15 protein-coding genes are annotated in these 15,348 nt (G+C 74.7%); 8 read left to right on the top strand and 7 right to left on the bottom strand.

Translation table 11 applies throughout. From position 1 onward, the window contains the following. Positions 1 to 124: 124 nt before the first annotated feature. The 4 genes from ACFV61_RS08095 to ACFV61_RS08080 all read right to left on the bottom strand — a co-directional run bounded on the left by ACFV61_RS08095 (position 125) and on the right by ACFV61_RS08080 (position 4,340). Positions 125 to 2,458: a peptidoglycan binding domain-containing protein gene (locus tag ACFV61_RS08095; protein ID WP_380490679.1), complete on the bottom strand. Its 2,334-nt coding sequence runs from the start codon at positions 2,456 to 2,458 to the stop codon at positions 125 to 127. Positions 2,459 to 2,696: 238 nt separating this feature from the next. Beyond that, positions 2,697 to 3,158, bottom strand: a complete 462-nt coding sequence (locus tag ACFV61_RS08090) for a DUF6113 family protein (RefSeq protein ID WP_380374689.1) — start codon at positions 3,156 to 3,158, stop codon at positions 2,697 to 2,699. Next, positions 3,155 to 4,114, bottom strand: coding sequence for an N-acetyl-1-D-myo-inositol-2-amino-2-deoxy-alpha-D-glucopyranoside deacetylase (mshB, locus tag ACFV61_RS08085; RefSeq protein WP_380490677.1), 960 nt, complete (start codon positions 4,112 to 4,114; stop codon positions 3,155 to 3,157). The genes ACFV61_RS08090 and mshB overlap by 4 nt, the downstream gene beginning before the upstream one ends. Before the next feature lie 31 nt (positions 4,115 to 4,145). Next, a complete protein-coding gene (locus ACFV61_RS08080; protein ID WP_063347949.1) occupies positions 4,146 to 4,340 on the bottom strand; it encodes a DUF2304 family protein in 195 nt (64 codons plus the stop codon). A 312-nt stretch (positions 4,341 to 4,652) separates the two neighbouring features. Here ACFV61_RS08080 and ACFV61_RS08075 point away from each other — a divergent pair, with 312 nt between their 5' ends. From ACFV61_RS08075 to ACFV61_RS08055, 5 genes are all read left to right on the top strand, one after another. Then, the gene (locus ACFV61_RS08075; protein ID WP_380490674.1) at positions 4,653 to 6,806 is read left to right on the top strand and encodes a prolyl oligopeptidase family serine peptidase; all 2,154 of its coding nucleotides are present in this window, start codon (positions 4,653 to 4,655) and stop codon (positions 6,804 to 6,806) included. A 205-nt stretch (positions 6,807 to 7,011) separates the two neighbouring features. Beyond that, positions 7,012 to 7,959, top strand: coding sequence for an ABC transporter ATP-binding protein (locus ACFV61_RS08070; RefSeq protein ID WP_380490672.1), 948 nt, complete (start codon positions 7,012 to 7,014; stop codon positions 7,957 to 7,959). After that, positions 7,956 to 8,678, top strand: coding sequence for an ABC transporter permease (locus ACFV61_RS08065; RefSeq protein WP_063347946.1), 723 nt, complete (start codon positions 7,956 to 7,958; stop codon positions 8,676 to 8,678). The genes ACFV61_RS08070 and ACFV61_RS08065 overlap by 4 nt, the downstream gene beginning before the upstream one ends. Positions 8,679 to 8,686: 8 nt before the next feature. Beyond that, the gene (locus ACFV61_RS08060) at positions 8,687 to 9,949 is read left to right on the top strand and encodes a sensor histidine kinase (RefSeq protein WP_380490670.1); all 1,263 of its coding nucleotides are present in this window, start codon (positions 8,687 to 8,689) and stop codon (positions 9,947 to 9,949) included. A gap of 14 nt (positions 9,950 to 9,963) precedes the next feature. Further along, positions 9,964 to 10,314: a hypothetical protein gene (locus ACFV61_RS08055; RefSeq protein ID WP_063347945.1), complete on the top strand. Its 351-nt coding sequence runs from the start codon at positions 9,964 to 9,966 to the stop codon at positions 10,312 to 10,314. A 37-nt stretch (positions 10,315 to 10,351) separates the two neighbouring features. Here ACFV61_RS08055 and ACFV61_RS08050 read toward each other — a convergent pair whose 3' ends face one another. After that, complete coding sequence (locus ACFV61_RS08050; RefSeq protein WP_380490667.1) at positions 10,352 to 10,852, bottom strand: GNAT family N-acetyltransferase; 501 nt, start codon at positions 10,850 to 10,852, stop codon at positions 10,352 to 10,354. A gap of 83 nt (positions 10,853 to 10,935) precedes the next feature. On the opposite strand from ACFV61_RS08050, the gene ACFV61_RS08045 reads away from it, so the two are divergent. Continuing rightward, positions 10,936 to 11,565 carry a response regulator transcription factor gene (locus ACFV61_RS08045; protein ID WP_063347943.1) on the top strand — a complete coding sequence of 210 codons (630 nt, stop codon included), beginning with the start codon at positions 10,936 to 10,938 and terminating at the stop codon, positions 11,563 to 11,565. A gap of 63 nt (positions 11,566 to 11,628) precedes the next feature. Here the strand turns inward: ACFV61_RS08045 and ACFV61_RS08040 are convergent, their stop codons facing one another. After that, complete coding sequence (locus ACFV61_RS08040; RefSeq protein WP_350879909.1) at positions 11,629 to 12,501, bottom strand: transglutaminase-like domain-containing protein; 873 nt, start codon at positions 12,499 to 12,501, stop codon at positions 11,629 to 11,631. An 87-nt stretch (positions 12,502 to 12,588) separates the two neighbouring features. Continuing rightward, on the bottom strand, positions 12,589 to 13,602 hold the full coding sequence (locus tag ACFV61_RS08035) for a GNAT family N-acetyltransferase (protein WP_380490665.1): 1,014 nt from the start codon (positions 13,600 to 13,602) through the stop codon (positions 12,589 to 12,591). A gap of 131 nt (positions 13,603 to 13,733) precedes the next feature. Here ACFV61_RS08035 and fdxA point away from each other — a divergent pair, with 131 nt between their 5' ends. Beyond that, a complete protein-coding gene (gene fdxA / locus ACFV61_RS08030; protein ID WP_030061559.1) occupies positions 13,734 to 14,060 on the top strand; it encodes a ferredoxin in 327 nt (108 codons plus the stop codon). A 20-nt stretch (positions 14,061 to 14,080) separates the two neighbouring features. Continuing rightward, positions 14,081 to 15,229 carry a succinyldiaminopimelate transaminase gene (dapC, locus tag ACFV61_RS08025; protein ID WP_380490663.1) on the top strand — a complete coding sequence of 383 codons (1,149 nt, stop codon included), beginning with the start codon at positions 14,081 to 14,083 and terminating at the stop codon, positions 15,227 to 15,229. Positions 15,230 to 15,348 lie beyond the last annotated feature (119 nt).

The raw sequence follows: 15,348 nt of genomic DNA, 5'->3' as shown, positions 1-15,348 counted from the left end.
GGGGGGTGTGGGGGCTGTGTTGTGGGGGGTGGTGTGCTAACATGTTTTGGTGGGGGGGGGGGGGGTGGGGGGGGGGGGGGGGGGCCGCCCCGCCCCCCCCCCCCCCGATCGGTGCGGTCGTTGCTCAGGCGACGGTGAACTTGAAGGTGCGGTCCTTCTCGCCGGTCTTGTCGAGCAGCGAGGTGACGGCGTCCGCGACGTCCTGCGGGGTGATCGCGGCGGTCTGGCCGTTCTTCTTGACCTTCACCTTGTCGAACACGCTGCCCAGCTGGCCGTTCAGCGCGTCGAGGTCCCACTTGGGCACGATCTTGCCGGAGGCGTCCGGGACGAGCGTGAGCGTCTTGGCGGCGACCACCTTGCCGAAGATCCACTTCTTGGTGCCGGCCAGGACGTACACGTTGCCGTTGAGCGCGGACTTGCCGAGGCTGTCCGCGGCGGCTTGCAGGGCCTGCGGGGAGACCTTGGGCTGGGCGGCCGTGACGGCGAGCGCGATCGGCTGGTCGGGCTTGCCGGCGGCGCGGTCGCGGTAGGCCTGCTCGACCACGTCGAGGGCGCTCGCCGAGTCGACGGCCTGGCCGGCCCGGCCGGGCACCACGACCGGGTCGCCGTTCTCGGCGAACTTGACGTAGCCCTCCTGAAGGCCCTGGCCCGAGCCGGAGGCCAGGGTGTCCAGGGCGGCCTTGAGCTTGGCCCGGTCCACCTTGACGTCCGGTGCGACCGCCTTGGTGCCGCCCTTCAGCGACTTGATGACGTCGACCGGGCTGTAGCTGTGCTGGGCGAGGCCGTCCACGGTGCCCGTGGTGTCGAAGCTCAGCCCGGCGACGGTCGGGTCGAGGTTCAGCGCCTGGTCGCCGACCTTCAGCTTGAGCGGCTGCTGGCCGGTCTTGCCGACGGTCTCGTCGAGCTGGTGGATCGCCTGGTCGCGGCTGTTGCCGCCGATGTCGGTGCCGAGCACCACGGTGCCCTTGGGGATGTCGGACTGGTTGAGCATCAGACCGGTGCCGTACGCGGCGGCGCCGAGGAACAGCACGAAGCCGACGCCGTACACGCCCAGCTTGACCAGCTTCTTGCCGGCGCTGGCCTTCGGCTTGGCCTTGCCCTTGCCCTTGGCGGGCGCGGGCGCGGGCGCGGGCGCGGACTCGGTCTTGGCCGGCTGCGGTGCGGGCCGGGGGCCCGGGGCGGGGGTCGGCAGCGGGGTGAGCTCGGTGGCCTCCGGGTCCGGTCCGGGCTGCTGCTGCGGGTGCCCGGGGGCGCCGGGGAAGAGCCCGCCGGGGGCCGGGTGGGCGAAGGCGTCCTGGCCCGGCCCGGCGGGGCGCTGGGTGGCGAACGGGTCGGCACCGGCCGGGGCCGAGGCGAACAGGCCGGGCTGCGGGCGGGCTTCGCCGCCGTGCGCGGCGCCGTTCTGCGGCAGGCCCGGTATGGCGGCGGGCGGCGGGGTGCCCTCGCGGATCGGCTCGAAGCCGTCGACCGAGGTGTCCTCCGGGTCCGTCGCGCCGGCCGCCGGGCCCTGCGGGCGGGCGCCCGGGCGCGGGCCCTGCTGCGGCCGTCCGTCGGGCTGCCGGCCGTTGCGCTGCCTGCCGTTCTGCTGGCCGCCGTTCTGCTGGGCGCCCTGTTGCGGGCGGTCGTCGCGCCGGCCGCGGGCTCCGGCCGTGGGCGCCATCGGGGCGAACGGGTCGGCGGTGGGCGGCGCGAAGGGGGAGGCGGCCTCGTACACGCCGGGCTCCTCCGCCGGGGCCTGCGCACCGGGGCCGGCGGGGAACGGCGCGGCGGGCGAGCCGTTCGGGGCCGGGTTCGGGGCCTGGGCGGGCACCGGTCGGCCGTTCGGACGGGCCGCGCCCTGGGCGGGGCGGGCACCGTTCGGGCGGGCGCCGGGGGCCGGGGAAGCCGTCGGCCGGGGCTCGGCGGCGGCGGGCGCGGCCGAGGCCTCCGGCGCGCCAGGGGTGTTCGGGGCACCGGCCGGTACGGCGGTCGGCGCCGGCTCGGCCTTCTTCTGCCGCGGCCGGAACCAGGCGCCGGTGGACTCGGCCTCGGACGTCGCCGGCGGGATCGGCGGGACCTGCCACTCCGGCGGCAGCTCCGGCGGGGTGGCCGTGCGGGCGCCGCCCTCCATCACCCCGAGGACGGGGGAGGAGGGCGCGGACCGGTGCCGCGGGCCGCCCGGCTCGGGGGCGGCCGCCGGGGCCTCTTCGCCCGGGCCGTCCTCGTTCTTGACGGTGCTGCGGACCACGACCGGCGGGATCGGACGCGACCCGGGGATGTTGATCCGGACCCGGGTCGTCAGGGTGGTCTCGGTCTTCGGGCCGTCGTCCTCGCCGCCCGACGCGGCGCCCTGGGCGGCACCGGCCCGGTCGCCGCCCGGGAGTCCCGGTGTGCCGTAGGGCGGGGTGCCCGACGGGTAGGCGTCCGGACCCGTACGCCGGGGCGTCGGGTGGGCGTTGTCAGATTCGCGGCTGCTCAATGCTGCTCTGCTCCGGGTTCGCGGGCGGGCCGTGCGGCGCGACCGCGGTTCGTGGTCGCCGGGCCTGGGCGGGCGGCGGTCGGGTACGGCGTTCTGCGGGACCACCATACTGGGAAGAACAGAGCGACGAACGGCTTCGGACAGATCCTGATACGTCCGGTTCCTCCGGTATGAGAGTACGGCCGTGCGCTCCTGACTGCGCGTCGTGCGCGGTGCCGTACGTGCCCCGCGGGCGGGTTCAGCGCTGCGGGCCGGGCACGCCCGGGAACCAGCCGCTACGGGTCGGCAGGGTGGCGCAGATCACGCCCAGGACCGAGCCGCCGAACAGCCAGCCGAGCGAGGTGGCGTTGGACCACAGCACGTTGTCGCCCTCCGGCCGGGGCACGATCACCAGCAGCATCGCCATGAACCAGCCGGCCGCGGGCAGCGCCGCGCCCAGCCGGGTGCCGGTGACCCGCAGGCCGCCGTAGAAGGTGGCGCCGGTCGCGGCGAGCGCCAGCAGGACCCCCACGGGCGGCCACAAGGCCTGCACAAAGGATCCGCAGACCGACACCGCGACACCCAGCAGGAAGAACAGGGCGTAGGCCGTGATCCGGGCGCCGCGCGGGGGCTGAGGCTCGGCCAGCCGCTCCTCGCGGGTGCCGAGGACGGCCGCCGGGAACGAGCGGCGCGGCGGCCGGGCGGCGGCGGGCTCGGTCATCGGACGCTCTCCTCGGCGGTGGCGGTGGCGGTGGCGGTGGCGGTGGCGGTGGCGGTGGCGGTGGGCAGCGGGTCGGCGGCGGGCGACAGGCCGGCGAACAGGTCGTCCTCGGGCCGCTCCGGCCCGGCCTGGCCGCGTACCAGCTGGTAGTACTCGGTGGTGACCAGCGGCTGGCCGAGGTCGTTGGAGAGCGCGAAGAAGGCGCCGTCCACGGTGATCTGAGTGGCGTGCGCGGCCATCGCGGCGGCCTTGCGCCCGGCGTAGGCGGAGCCGTCCAGCACGGTGGTGACCACCTCGTCGGCCACCACCCCGGGAACGTCGGCCGGCCGGGCCGTCCCGGGGAAGGGCGCCCGGGCGGCGGTCTCGGCGAGCCCGGCCTCGATCACCGAGCGGGGCATCCGGTTCCAGTAGACCTTGGCGATCCGCCAGGCCGGGCCCAGTTCCGGACGGTGCGCCGGATCGGCCGCCAGCTCGTACGCGCGCATCGCGACCCGGTGCGCCTGGATGTGGTCCGGGTGCCCGTAGCCGCCGTTCTCGTCGTAGGTGACCAGCACCTGCGGCCGGACCTCGCGGACCACCGCGACCAGGTGGCCGGCCGCCTCGTCGACGTCGGCCTGCCAGAAGCAGCCGGGCACGTCGTTGTCGGGCAGGCCCATCATCCCGGAGTCGCGGTAGCGGCCCGGGCCGCCGAGGAAGCGGAGGTCGGTGACGCCGAGCGCGCGCATGGCCGCGGTCAGCTCGCCGATCCGGTACGCGCCGAGGGTTCCTTCCCGATCGGCCGTCAGATGGGCCAGCCCGGGCGGGATCACCTCGCCGCCCTCGCCGAGGGTGCAGGTCACCAGGGTGACCTGGGCGCCCTCGGCGGCGTACCGGGCCATGGTGGCGCCGTTGCCGATCGACTCGTCGTCGGGGTGGGCGTGCACCAGGAGCAGGCGGCGGCCGGTAGTCGCGGTCATGGGAGGAAGCCTAACGACCGCCGTGGCGGGGTCAGAGCTTCAGGCCGTTGATCATCCCGGCGAGGTTGCTGGTGACCTGGCTGATCGACGGCGCGATCGAGCTGGACGCCAGGTAGAAGCCGAGCAGCGCGCAGATGATCGCGTGCGCGAGCTTCAGCCCGGAGCGGCGGATCAGCACCACCACGATGACCAGCATCAGCATGGCTGCGGAGACGGACAAAGCCATGTCGGCTCACACCCCTTCTCGGGTGCGCCACCCCCTGGGGAGGGTGACGGTGGGACCGTACGGGACTTGCGGTCGGGCGACCGGGGCCGGGACGGGCCCGACGATCACCCGCCCGACCAGTCATACCCGATGGGTAAGGGGAGCATTACATTCGGTGAGTCTCCACGCGCCGGGGTACGGAGGCACTCGTGGGGCGCATGGGCCGGTCGGAGGGGGTATGGGCGCCTTTGGGGCGCACTCGGGAACGATGCTCCGAACGAGTGATCACCAGGCGCCCGGCAGCGGGAGTACGGCATCGTAGGGTCTGGTGCCATGACCTCCCACACCCCTGCGGACACCTTCCCCCGGCAGTACGCGCGGACCCTGCGCTACACCGTCGGCGCGCCCCGCTCCTTCTCCGTCGCACCGGACGGCTCGCGGGTCGTCTTCCTGCGCTCCCGGTCGGGCGGCGACCGGGCCAACCTGCTCTGGACCCTCGACACCGCCACCGGCGAGGAGCGGATCGCCGCCGACCCGGCCGTGCTGCTCGGCGGCGGCGAGGAGGACCTCTCGCCCGCCGAGAAGGCCCGCCGCGAGCGCAGCCGCGAAGGCTCGGCCGGCATCGTCGGCTACGCCCTGGACGCGGCCGGCCGACTGGCCGCCTTCGCCCTCTCCGGCCGGCTGTTCACCGCCGACCTGGCCACCGGCGCCACCGCCGAACTGCCCGCCCAGGGCCCGCTGCTGGACCCGCGGCTCTCCCCGGACGGCAGCCACGTCGCCTACGCCAACACCGCCGGCGAACTGCGCCTCACCCGCGCCGACGGCACCGCCGACCGGGTGCTCGCCGAGCCCGACGGCCCGAACGTCACCTGGGGGCAGGCCGAGTTCATCGCCCAGGAGGAGATGAGCCGCGACCGGGGCTTCTGGTGGTCCCCCGACGGCGACCGGCTGCTGGTCGAGCGCGCCGACGACACCCCGGTGCGCCGCTGGTGGATCGCCGACCCGGCCAACCCGCAGCGCGAGCCCGCCGAGGTCGCCTACCCGGCCGCCGGCACCGCCGACGCCGAGGTCGGCCTCTGGGTGCTCGACCTGGACGGCGGCCGCACCGAGGTGGTCTGGGACCGCATGGCCTACCCGTACCTCGCCCGGGTGCACTGGTCCGCGGGCGGCGTGCCGCTGCTGCTCGTCCAAGCCCGCGACCAGCGCAGCCAGCTGATCCTCGGCCTCGACGTGGCCACCGGCGCCACCGAGGTGCTGTTCGAGGAGCGTGACGATGTCTGGCTGGAGCTGTTCCAGGGCGTCCCGTCCTGGACCCCGGACGGCAAGCTGGTCCGGATCTCCGACGAGGGCGGCGTGCGGGCGCTGGTGATCGGCGACCAGGCCGTCACCGGGGCCGACCTGCACCTGCGCTCGGTGGTCGCCGTCACCGACGCCGAGGTGCTGTTCACCGCCTCCGGCGGCGCCGCGGAGACCGACCCCGAGCCCGGCTGGATCGCCGTCGGCCGGATCAGCCACGACGGCAAGCGGCTCGGCTGGGAGTCTTCCAACGGCCGTCCGTTCACCTCCGTCACCAGCGCCGTGCACGCGGGCGGGATCACCGTGCGCGCCACCGCCGAGCCCGACCTGCCCGGCACCCTCGTCCAGGTCGCCCGCGACCTGCCCGAAGGCGTGGTCGTCGACGACGTCGCCACCATCGCCTCCTACGCCGAGACCCCGGTCATCACCGCCCGCCCGGTGTTCCGCTTCGCCGGCGAGCGCCGCATCCCGTCCGCCGTCTTCCTGCCCACCGGCTACGACCGCGAGCGGGACGGCCTGCTGCCCGTCCTGATGGACCCGTACGGCGGCCCGCACGGCCAGCGCGTCGTCCAGGCGCACAACCCGCACCTCAACTCGCAGTGGTTCGCCGACCAGGGCTTCGCCGTGGTCGTCGCCGACGGGCGCGGCACCCCCGGGCGCAACCCGGCCTGGGAGAAGTCCATCGCCTTCGACTTCGCCGGGGCCACCCTCGACGACCAGGCCGACGCGTTGCAGGCACTCGCCGAGGAGTTCCCGCTGGACCTCGGCCGGGTCGCCATCCGCGGCTGGTCGTACGGCGGCTACCTCTCCGCGCTCGCCGTGCTGCGCCGCCCCGACGTCTTCCACGCGGCCGTCGCCGGCGCCCCGGTGACCGACTGGGAGCTGTACGACACCCACTACACCGAGCGCTACCTCGGCCACCCGGCCGAGCGGCCCGAGGTGTACGCGGCCAACTCGCTGACCGGCTACGCCGCCGGGCTGGAGCGGCCGCTGATGATCATCCACGGCCTGGCGGACGACAACGTGGTCGCCGCGCACACCCTGCGGCTGTCCTCCGCGCTGCTCGCGGCCGGCCGCCCGCACACCGTGCTGCCGCTGTCCGGCGTCACGCACATGACGCCGCAGGAGGAGGTCGCGGAGAACCTGCTGCTGCTCCAGGTCGACTTCGTGAAGCGCGCGCTGGGCCTCTGACAACCGGCCTGACCTGCGGTTGTGCGGCCGGTACCCCTGACCCGGGTACCGGCCGCAGCCATGACATCCGTCATACCGAAGGCACGACGGCGGACACTGCCGCCGCACCCTGTCCGCACGGGACCCTGAGGTGGTGCGAACGACACCGATCGCGACACCGATCGCGACCACGGGCGCGACACCACCAGGAGAGAAGAGCAGGGCGATGAGCACCGAAGTGGCCGCCTTCCGCGGCGTCGGCAAGAGCTACGGGCGGGTGCGCGCCGTGGACGACCTCAACCTCGTGCTGCGCCCGGGCGAGACCGTCGCCCTGCTCGGCCCGAACGGCGCCGGCAAGTCCAGCAGCCTGGACCTGCTGCTCGGCCTGCGCCAGCCCGACCAGGGCAGCGTCACGCTGTTCGGCGGCACCCCGCGGGAGGCGATCGTGGCCGGCCGGGTCGGCGCGATGCTGCAGAGCGGCGGGCTGATGGCCGACGCCAAGGTCCGCGAGCTGGTCGAGCTCGCCCGCGCCGTGCACCCGCGCGGCCGGCCGGTCAAGGAGGTGCTGGCCGACGCCGGGATCACCGAACTGGCCGAGCGCCGGGCCGACAAGCTGTCCGGCGGCCAGGAGCAGCGGGTCCGCTTCGCACTCGCGATCGCGGGCGACAGCGACCTGATCGTGCTGGACGAGCCCACCACCGGCATGGACGTCACCGTCCGGCAGGCGTTCTGGGCGAGCATGCGGGCACAGGCCGACGCCGGGCGCACGGTGCTGTTCGCCACCCACTACCTGGAGGAGGCGGACTCGATCGCCGACCGCGTCCTTGTCCTGCACCGGGGCCGGCTGATCGCCGACGGCAGCTCCGCCGAGATCAAGGCGCGCGCCGGAGCCCGCCGAGTCGCCTTCGAACTCCACGACGTGGACGGGGATTTCGACGAAAACGTGCTACGCCTGCTGCCGGGCGTGCAGTCCCTGGACGTCACCGCCCGGGTGCCGGGCGTGCGGACCGTCCGGATCCGCACCGCGGACGCCGACGCCAGCGTCGCCGGGCTCTACCGGGCGGGCCTGTACCCGCGCGGGCTGGAAGTCACCGGCCTCGGCCTGGAACAGGCCTTCCTGACGATCACCGGCGCGCAGGACCGGCACGAGGACGCGAAGGAGACCGTGCGATGACCACCCTGATCCGGCTGGAGATCCTGCGGACCTTCCGCAACCGGCGCTACCTGGTCTTCACCATCGCCTTCCCGGCGCTGATGTACTTCTTCTTCACCCACGCCTACGGCTCCTCCCCACTGGCCGGCGGGCTGTCGGTGAAGACCTACTTCATGGTCTCGATGGCCACCTTCGGCGCGGTCGGCGCGGTGCTCACCGGCAGCGCGCAGCGGATCTCGCTGGAGCGCAAGAGCGGCTGGGTGCGCCAGCTGCGGCTCACCGCGCTGCCCGGCCGGGCGTACACCCTCGGCAAGATCGCCGCGAGCTCGGTGACCACGCTGCCGGCGATCCTGGTGGTCTTCGCGCTCGGCGCGGTCCAGGGCGTGTCGCTCGGCGCGGCGCAGTGGGCCGGTCTGGCGGCGGCGCTGTGGCTGGGCAGCTTCGTGTTCGCGGCACTCGGGGTGGCGCTCGGGTACGCGGCGGCGCCGGACTCGGTGCAGACCATCGTGATGATCACCTACATGGTGATGGCGCTGTTCGGCGGGACGTGGTTCCCGGTGAGCGGCTCGCTGGAGAAGTTCGCCCGGTTCAACCCGGTGTACCTGTACAACCAACTGGCCGCGTTCACCCGGCCCGGGCACTCCCTCGACACCGGCGCGGTCGCCGGACTGGCCGCCTTCCTCGTGGTGTTCGTCGTCGCCGCGGCGGCGCTGTACCGCCGTGACACCCGCCAGGCATGATGACCGACATGACCGAGCCGCGCCAGACCCGCCGATCCGACGAGCAGCCGGAGGGGGGTCCGGCGCGCACGTCGTTCATGACCGTCCCGGGCTCGCCGATCGAGACCAGGCGGCAACTGCTGGTCAAGGTCAGCTGGATGCTGCTGTGGACGATCTACCTGGCCTACCCGGTGGGCAACCTCCTGCACGGCGGGCACGGGACGGCCGCCAGGGTGTTCGGCTGGCTCTGCCTGGCGGTCTTCGTCGGCAGTTACGTCCTGCTGGTGATCTTCCGCTCGATGGTCGGGATGCGGCCCCGGGCCTGTCGGCTGATCGTCGCGACGATGGTCGTGCTCGCGACCGTGTCGGCCTTCGTCCTCGGCGAGGCCTTCCTGACCCTCTTCACCTACGCCTCGGTGTGCGTCGCCGTGGTCCTGCCGGTGCGCTACGCGCTGCCCGGCGTCGCCGCCATGGCCGTGCTCACCGCCACCGTCGGCGTGCTGAGCCACGCCGGCGGCGACACCATCCCCACCCTGGCCCTCACCTCCTTCCTCGCCGGCGCCGCGATGACCGGCATGCAGCGGCTGGTCGCCACCATGAAGGAGCTGCGCGAGGCCCGCGCCGCCGTCGCCCACCTGGCCGCGTCCGAGGAACGGCTGCGCCTCTCCCGCGACCTGCACGACCTGCTCGGGCACTCGCTGTCGCTGATCACGCTGAAGAGCGAACTGGCCGGGCGGTTCATGGACGCCGGCAAGGACGAGGCGGCGCGGGCGCAGGTCGCCGACATCGAGCAGGTCGCCCGGCAGTCGCTGATCGACGTCCGGGAGGCGGTGACCGGCTTCCGCCGCCCCACCCTGCCGGTCGAACTCGCCGCCGCCCGCACCGCGCTGGCCGCCGCACAGGTCCGGCTGGAGGCCGCGCCGGAACTGGCCGACACCTGGCCGGGGCTCGCCGACGAAGAGGCGGGCGCGCTGGCCTGGGCCCTGCGCGAGGCCGTCACCAACATCGTCCGGCACGGCGAGGGCGCCACCGTCTGCACCGTCACGGCCGACGAGAGCTGGGAGGGCGGCGGCGAGCGCTACGCCGTCCTGGAGATCGCCGACAACGGGCGCGGACCGGGCAAGTCCCAGCCGGGCAACGGGCTTTCGGGCCTGGAGGAGCGGCTGGCCCTGGTCGGCGGGCGGCTTGAGGCCGGGCCGGGCGAGCGGGGCCGGGGCTTCCGGCTCCGGGCCCTCGTTCCGCTGCGGACGGTCACCGCGCCGGCCGGCACGGAACCCGGCCGGTCGGGTTGACCGTCCTCCCCGGCATGGCTACCGCACTCATCCTCGGCTTCGACCCGCACACCGTCCCCGGCATGGACGGCGACGGCCTGCGGGCCGTTCTCGACGCCGAACTCGCCCGCTTCGCCGACCACGGCATCGACGCGGCGATGGCCCTGGTCGCGCCCGACGAGACGGCCGGGCCCGCGATCACCGCCGCCCTCGCCGGCCGGGACTGGGACGTCGTCGTCATCGGCGGCGGCATCCGCAAGCCCGAACCCGCCCTGCCCTTCTTCGAGCTCGTCGTCAACCTCGTCCGGCGCCACGCCCCGCAGGCCGCCATCGCCTTCAACACCAGTGGCTCCGACAGTGTCGAGGCCGCCCAGCGCTGGCTCTGACCCGCATCCGGAGTGGGAAGTCGGCCGGGCCGACTTCCTATGCCGAGGGCCGGCCGTCGGTGAGGGAGCGGCTGAACCGGAGGCCGGGGCGGTCGTCGAGGGTGAGTTCGGCGACGACCGTGAAGCCGTTGCGGGTGAGGACGGCTTGGGAGGCGAGGTTGTCGAGGGTGGTGACGGCGGTCAGCGACGTGAGGGCGTAGTCCGCGGCGGCCAGCCGGCAGAGGTGGGCGACGGCGGTGGTGGCGACGCCCCGGCCGACCGCGTGTTCGCCGACGCGGTAGCCGAGTTCGGCGGTGCCGTCGGCGATGTCGACGAGGTTGACGCGGCCGAGGACGGCGCCGGCCGCGTCGAGGACGGCGTGGAACCGGCAGACGCCGGAGTCCTGTTCGGCGAGCAGGGCGGCGTGGCGGGCCGGGAACTCGGCGAAGTAGGCGTCGCCGCGGTCCGGAACGGTCCGCGCGAACCAGGCGCGGTTGGCGCGCTCGAAGGCCAGCAGGGCGTCGGCGTGGTCCGGGCGGAGGCGCTCCAGGTTCAGCATGCGGCCAGTCTGGCCCGCAGGGCTTCGGCGAGCCAGGCGAATACCGCCCGCAGCCTCTCCGGCGCCCCTCTAAGGTCGTGGGCATGAGCGACATTCAGAACGGGGCCCTGATCCGCGTGCTGCTCGCCGAGGACCAGGGGATGGTCCGGGAGGCGCTGGCGGCGCTGCTCGGGCTGGAGGGGGACATCGACGTCGTCGCGCAGGTGGGGCGAGGGGACGAGGTGGTGGCGGCGGTGCTGGCGCACGAGGTGCAGGTGGCCGTGCTGGACATCGAGATGCCGGGGATGACGGGCATCGAGGCGGCCGCCGAACTGCGCCGGAACGCGCCGGGGACGAGGGTGGTGATCGCGACGACCTTCGGCCGGCCGGGGTACCTGCGGCGGGCGATGGAGTCGGGGGCGGACGCGTTCCTGGTGAAGGACGCGCCGGCCTCGGAGCTGGCGGAGGCGATCCGCCGGGTGCTGCGCGGGGAGCGGGTGATCGATCCGGTGCTGGCGGCGGCCGCGCTGGCGGAGGGGGCGAACCCGCTGACGGCGCGCGAGCGGGACGTGCTGGGCGCGGCGGCGGACGGGGCGGTGAACGCGGACATCGCGCGGCGGCTGCACCTGTCGGAGGGGACGGTCCGCAACTACCTGTCGATGGCGATCCAGAAGACCGAGGCCCGCAACCGCACCGAGGCGGTGCGGATCGCCCGGGAGAAGGGCTGGCTCTGAGCGCGCCCCCGGCCGGCTCCGAGCGCGCTCCCAGCCAGCTCCGAGCGCGTTCTCGGGCGGTCGTCAGTTGAGCCGGTGCCGGGCGGCCCGGGCCTCCTGGCGGACCTTGGCGGCGGTGTCGGGGTCGAAGGTGTCGAGGATCTGCGCGAAGGCGTCCATCTCGGCCGAGCCGCCGAGGAAGTCGCCGGTGCGGACGAGGAGTTCGGCGCGTTCGAGGCGGAGCTGGGCGGGGTGGCGGGGCAGCAGGAGGGCGAGTTCGGTGGCCCAGAGCTGGGTGCGGGCGTGTTCGGGGCGGTCGGCGGCCCAGGCGCGGATGTTGCCGAGCACGCGCAGCACGAGGTCGAGCGGCTGGGCGGGGGTGAGCAGGTCGGGGCTGAACTCCTGCCCGGCGCCGCGGACCAGGCGTTCGGCGTCGTCCGGGTCGAGCAGCCGCCCGCCGTGGAAGGGGTCGGCGAGCACGTACTCGTCGCCGCCGCCCGGCCCGCCGACGGCGACGATGACGTGGCCGGGCAGCGCGATGCCGTGGACGGCGAGCCCGGCCCGCCGCCCGACCGCCATCCACACCAGGGACAGCATGATCGGCAGTCCGCGCCGCCGCCGCAGCACGTCGGGCAGCAGCGAGGATTCGAGCCGCCGGTAGTCGGACTGCCGCCCGTGGAAGCGTTCCCGCCCGCCGAGGACGGCGGCGAGCAGGGCGGCGGTCTCCTCCGGGCCGGCGGGGGCGCGTTCGGCGACGGCGAGCCGGACGGCGCTCGCGTGCCGGTCGAGCGCGGCCTCGCAGGCGGCGAGCAGGGCGTCCACGCTGGGCGGTTCCCCGGGGTCGTCCGGGTCGAGGACCGGGCCGTGTTCGGCGGCGGCGAGCAGGCAGAGCAGCACCGGGTCGGGATGCTCGGCGCGGGCGGCGGTCCGGAAGCGGTCTCTGCTCTGCTCGGTCACGGTGACGGCGACGGCTTTCGTACGGCGGGCGGGCAAAGGCGGGCGAGGAGCGGCGGGCGGGCGGGGCGGCGGTGCGGGCGGGCGGTGCTACCCCTGGGGGAGAAGGGCGTAGTGGTAAGTGTGACTGGTCGTGAAGCCGAGTCCGTCATAGAGCGCGATCGCCCCGGTGTTGTCCGCCTCGACCTGGAGGTACCCGCCGGTCGCCCCCTCCTCGGCGGCCCGGGCGGCGAGCACCGCCATGACGGTCGTGGCCAGCCCGGCCCGCCGGGCGTACGGCGCGACCTCGATCGCGCCGAAGCAGGCCCAGGGCCCGTCGATGACGCAGCGTCCGATCGCCAGCGGCGGCTGTCCGGGGGCGCCCGGCACGGTGGCGAACCAGACCGACGGCCCGCCGTGCAGCACCTGCCGGGCGGCCTGCTCCAGCGCCTCGTCCTCGCCGACCCGGCGGTAGAGCGAGAGCCAGGCCGGGTCGGCGGTGCGGGCGAGCCGGACCCGGTCAGGCCCGGAGCCGACCCGGGCGAGCCCGGCCAGCGGGGCGGTGCGCACCAGGGTGGGCGCGTAGCCGGCTCCCAGCCGGTCGAGCTCGGCCCGCAGCTCGTCCGGCGAGCCCGGGGTGATCACCTCGACGTACGCGGGAAGGCCGCGCGCCGCGTACCAGCGGCGGACGGCGGCGAGCGCGTCGGGCAGCGGCAGTCCGGGGTCGCCGAGCGCCTGGACGGAGTTGGCGCGCCGGGTGAACCCGGCCGAGGCGCGCAGCGTCCACGCGCCGAGCGGCTCCTGTTCGACGGCGGGCCAGCCGCGGGCCGCGATCCGCTGGAGTTCGACGGGCGTGGCGGCGGGCAGCGGCGCGCGCCGGGCCGGGAAGAGCGGCACGACCTTGCCCGCGACCAGCAGCTTCTCGTCGAAGGAGACGGGGTCGCCGGTCCGCGGGGCGACCGTCAGTCCATGATCGTCCCACGATGTGAGCACGCCGATCGAATCCCGGAACACCGGACGGTCGTCCACGAACCCCGAGAGGCGGCGGACGGACACGCGTCGTCCCACGTCAGAGCGATCTATCCGGACCTCCGGACGGTCCTGGGCCGGGCCGCCTGCCGTCATCTGGGCACCTCCTGTGCATTTGCGGTCTCCGACCCGCGATACTAGGGGCGGGCATCGACGACGCCGCGCTCACCGCGCACGCGAGCAGAACAGAACGGGCCGCCACGGCCCTTCCGAGGAGGAACGACAGCGTGACCTACGTCATCGCGCAGCCTTGTGTCGACGTGAAGGACAAGGCGTGCATCGAAGAGTGCCCGGTTGACTGCATCTACGAGGGCGAGCGATCGCTCTACATCCACCCGGATGAGTGTGTCGACTGTGGCGCTTGCGAGCCGGTCTGCCCGGTCGAGGCGATCTTCTACGAGGACGACACCCCGGAGGAGTGGAAGGACTACTACAAGGCGAACGTCGAGTTCTTCGACGATCTGGGTTCGCCCGGTGGCGCCTCGAAGCTGGGTCTGATCGAGCGCGACCACCCCTTCATCGCCGCTCTGCCGCCGCAGAACGCCGACCACTGACGATCGGTGGCATCTGAGCTGTGAACACCAACAGCACGCGCGCGCCGTTCCCGGGTCACCCGGGGGCGGCGCGCCGCGTTTCCGACCTCCTGCCGGTCTTCCCCTGGGACAAGCTGGAGCCGTACAAGGCGACCGCGCTGGCCCACCCGGGCGGTCTCTGCGACTTCTCGGTGGGCACCCCGGTGGACCCGGTCCCCGAGGTGATCCAGAAGGCGCTGGCCGCCGCCACCGACACGCCGGGCTACCCGACGGTGTGGGGCCCGGTGGAGCTGCGCGAGGCGATCGCCGGCTGGCTGCACCGCCGCTGCGGCGCCGAGCTCGGCCCGCAGGCCGTGCTGCCGACCGTCGGCTCCAAGGAGCTGGTGGCCTGGCTGCCGACCCAGCTCGGCCTCGGCCCGGGCGACCAGGTCGCCTACCCGCGGCTGGCCTACCCGACGTACGAGGTGGGCGCGCGGCTGTGCGGCGCGGAGCCGGTCGAGTACGACTCGGTGGACGAGCTGGACGGTTCGCGGGTGCGCCTGCTCTGGGTGAACTCGCCGTCCAACCCGACCGGCCGGGTGCTCGGCGGGGACGAGCTGCGCCGGGCGGTCGCCTGGGCCCGGGAGCACGGGGCGCTGCTGGTCAGCGACGAGTGCTACCTGGAGCTGGGCTGGTCCGCCGAGCCGGTCTCGGTCCTGCACCCGGACGTCTGCGGCGCGGGCCACGAGGGCCTGCTGGCCGTCCACTCGCTCTCCAAGCGCTCCAACCTGGCCGGCTACCGCGCCTCCTTCGTGGCGGGTGACCCGGTGGTGGTCAGGGAGCTGCTGGAGGTCCGCAAGCACGGCGGCATGATCGTGCCGGCGCCGGTCCAGGCGGCGACGATCGCGGCGCTGTCGGACGACGCGCACGTGGCGGAGCAGCGGGAGCGGTACGCGGCCCGGCGCTCGGCGCTGCGGGCGGCGCTGGAGGCGTACGGCTTCCGGGTCGAGCACTCGCAGGCGAGCCTCTACCTGTGGGTGACGCAGGACCGCCCGTGCTGGGAGACCGTGGCCGAGCTGGCCGCACTGGGCATCCTGGTGGCGCCCGGTGACTTCTACGGGCCGGCCGGCGAGCGCTTCGTCCGGGTCGCGTTCACCGCGACCGACGAGCGGGTGGCCGCGGCCGTGGAGCGGCTGAACGCGGCCCGCTGACCGACGCCGAAGGGGGCCGGGGTGGCAAACCCCCACCCGGCCCCGCGCCCGCCCCCCGGGGGGGGTGAGCGGCCGGGCCCGCGTGGGGGCCCCCGGGGCGCCCCCCCGCCCCGCCCCCC

It is taken from the genome of Kitasatospora sp. NPDC059817, assembly GCF_042731835.1.
Lineage (GTDB): Bacteria > Actinomycetota > Actinomycetes > Streptomycetales > Streptomycetaceae > Kitasatospora.
Note: the sequence above shows the minus strand (reverse complement) of the source record. Positions and strands in the feature narration are given on the sequence as shown.

What these genes read in the sequence shown, in the direction of transcription:
- ACFV61_RS08090 (WP_380374689.1), bottom strand. Translation starts at nt 3,158, where the DNA reads ATGACCGAGCCCGCCGCCGCCCGGCCGCCGCGCCGCTCGTTCCCGGCG.
- mshB (WP_380490677.1), bottom strand. Translation starts at nt 4,114, where the DNA reads ATGACCGCGACTACCGGCCGCCGCCTGCTCCTGGTGCACGCCCACCCC.
- ACFV61_RS08080 (WP_063347949.1), bottom strand. Translation starts at nt 4,340, where the DNA reads ATGGCTTTGTCCGTCTCCGCAGCCATGCTGATGCTGGTCATCGTGGTG.
- ACFV61_RS08075 (WP_380490674.1), top strand. Translation starts at nt 4,653, where the DNA reads ATGACCTCCCACACCCCTGCGGACACCTTCCCCCGGCAGTACGCGCGG.
- ACFV61_RS08070 (WP_380490672.1), top strand. Translation starts at nt 7,012, where the DNA reads ATGAGCACCGAAGTGGCCGCCTTCCGCGGCGTCGGCAAGAGCTACGGG.
- ACFV61_RS08065 (WP_063347946.1), top strand. Translation starts at nt 7,956, where the DNA reads ATGACCACCCTGATCCGGCTGGAGATCCTGCGGACCTTCCGCAACCGG.
- ACFV61_RS08060 (WP_380490670.1), top strand. Translation starts at nt 8,687, where the DNA reads ATGACCGAGCCGCGCCAGACCCGCCGATCCGACGAGCAGCCGGAGGGG.
- ACFV61_RS08055 (WP_063347945.1), top strand. Translation starts at nt 9,964, where the DNA reads ATGGCTACCGCACTCATCCTCGGCTTCGACCCGCACACCGTCCCCGGC.
- ACFV61_RS08050 (WP_380490667.1), bottom strand. Translation starts at nt 10,852, where the DNA reads ATGCTGAACCTGGAGCGCCTCCGCCCGGACCACGCCGACGCCCTGCTG.
- ACFV61_RS08045 (WP_063347943.1), top strand. Translation starts at nt 10,936, where the DNA reads ATGAGCGACATTCAGAACGGGGCCCTGATCCGCGTGCTGCTCGCCGAG.
- ACFV61_RS08035 (WP_380490665.1), bottom strand. Translation starts at nt 13,602, where the DNA reads ATGACGGCAGGCGGCCCGGCCCAGGACCGTCCGGAGGTCCGGATAGAT.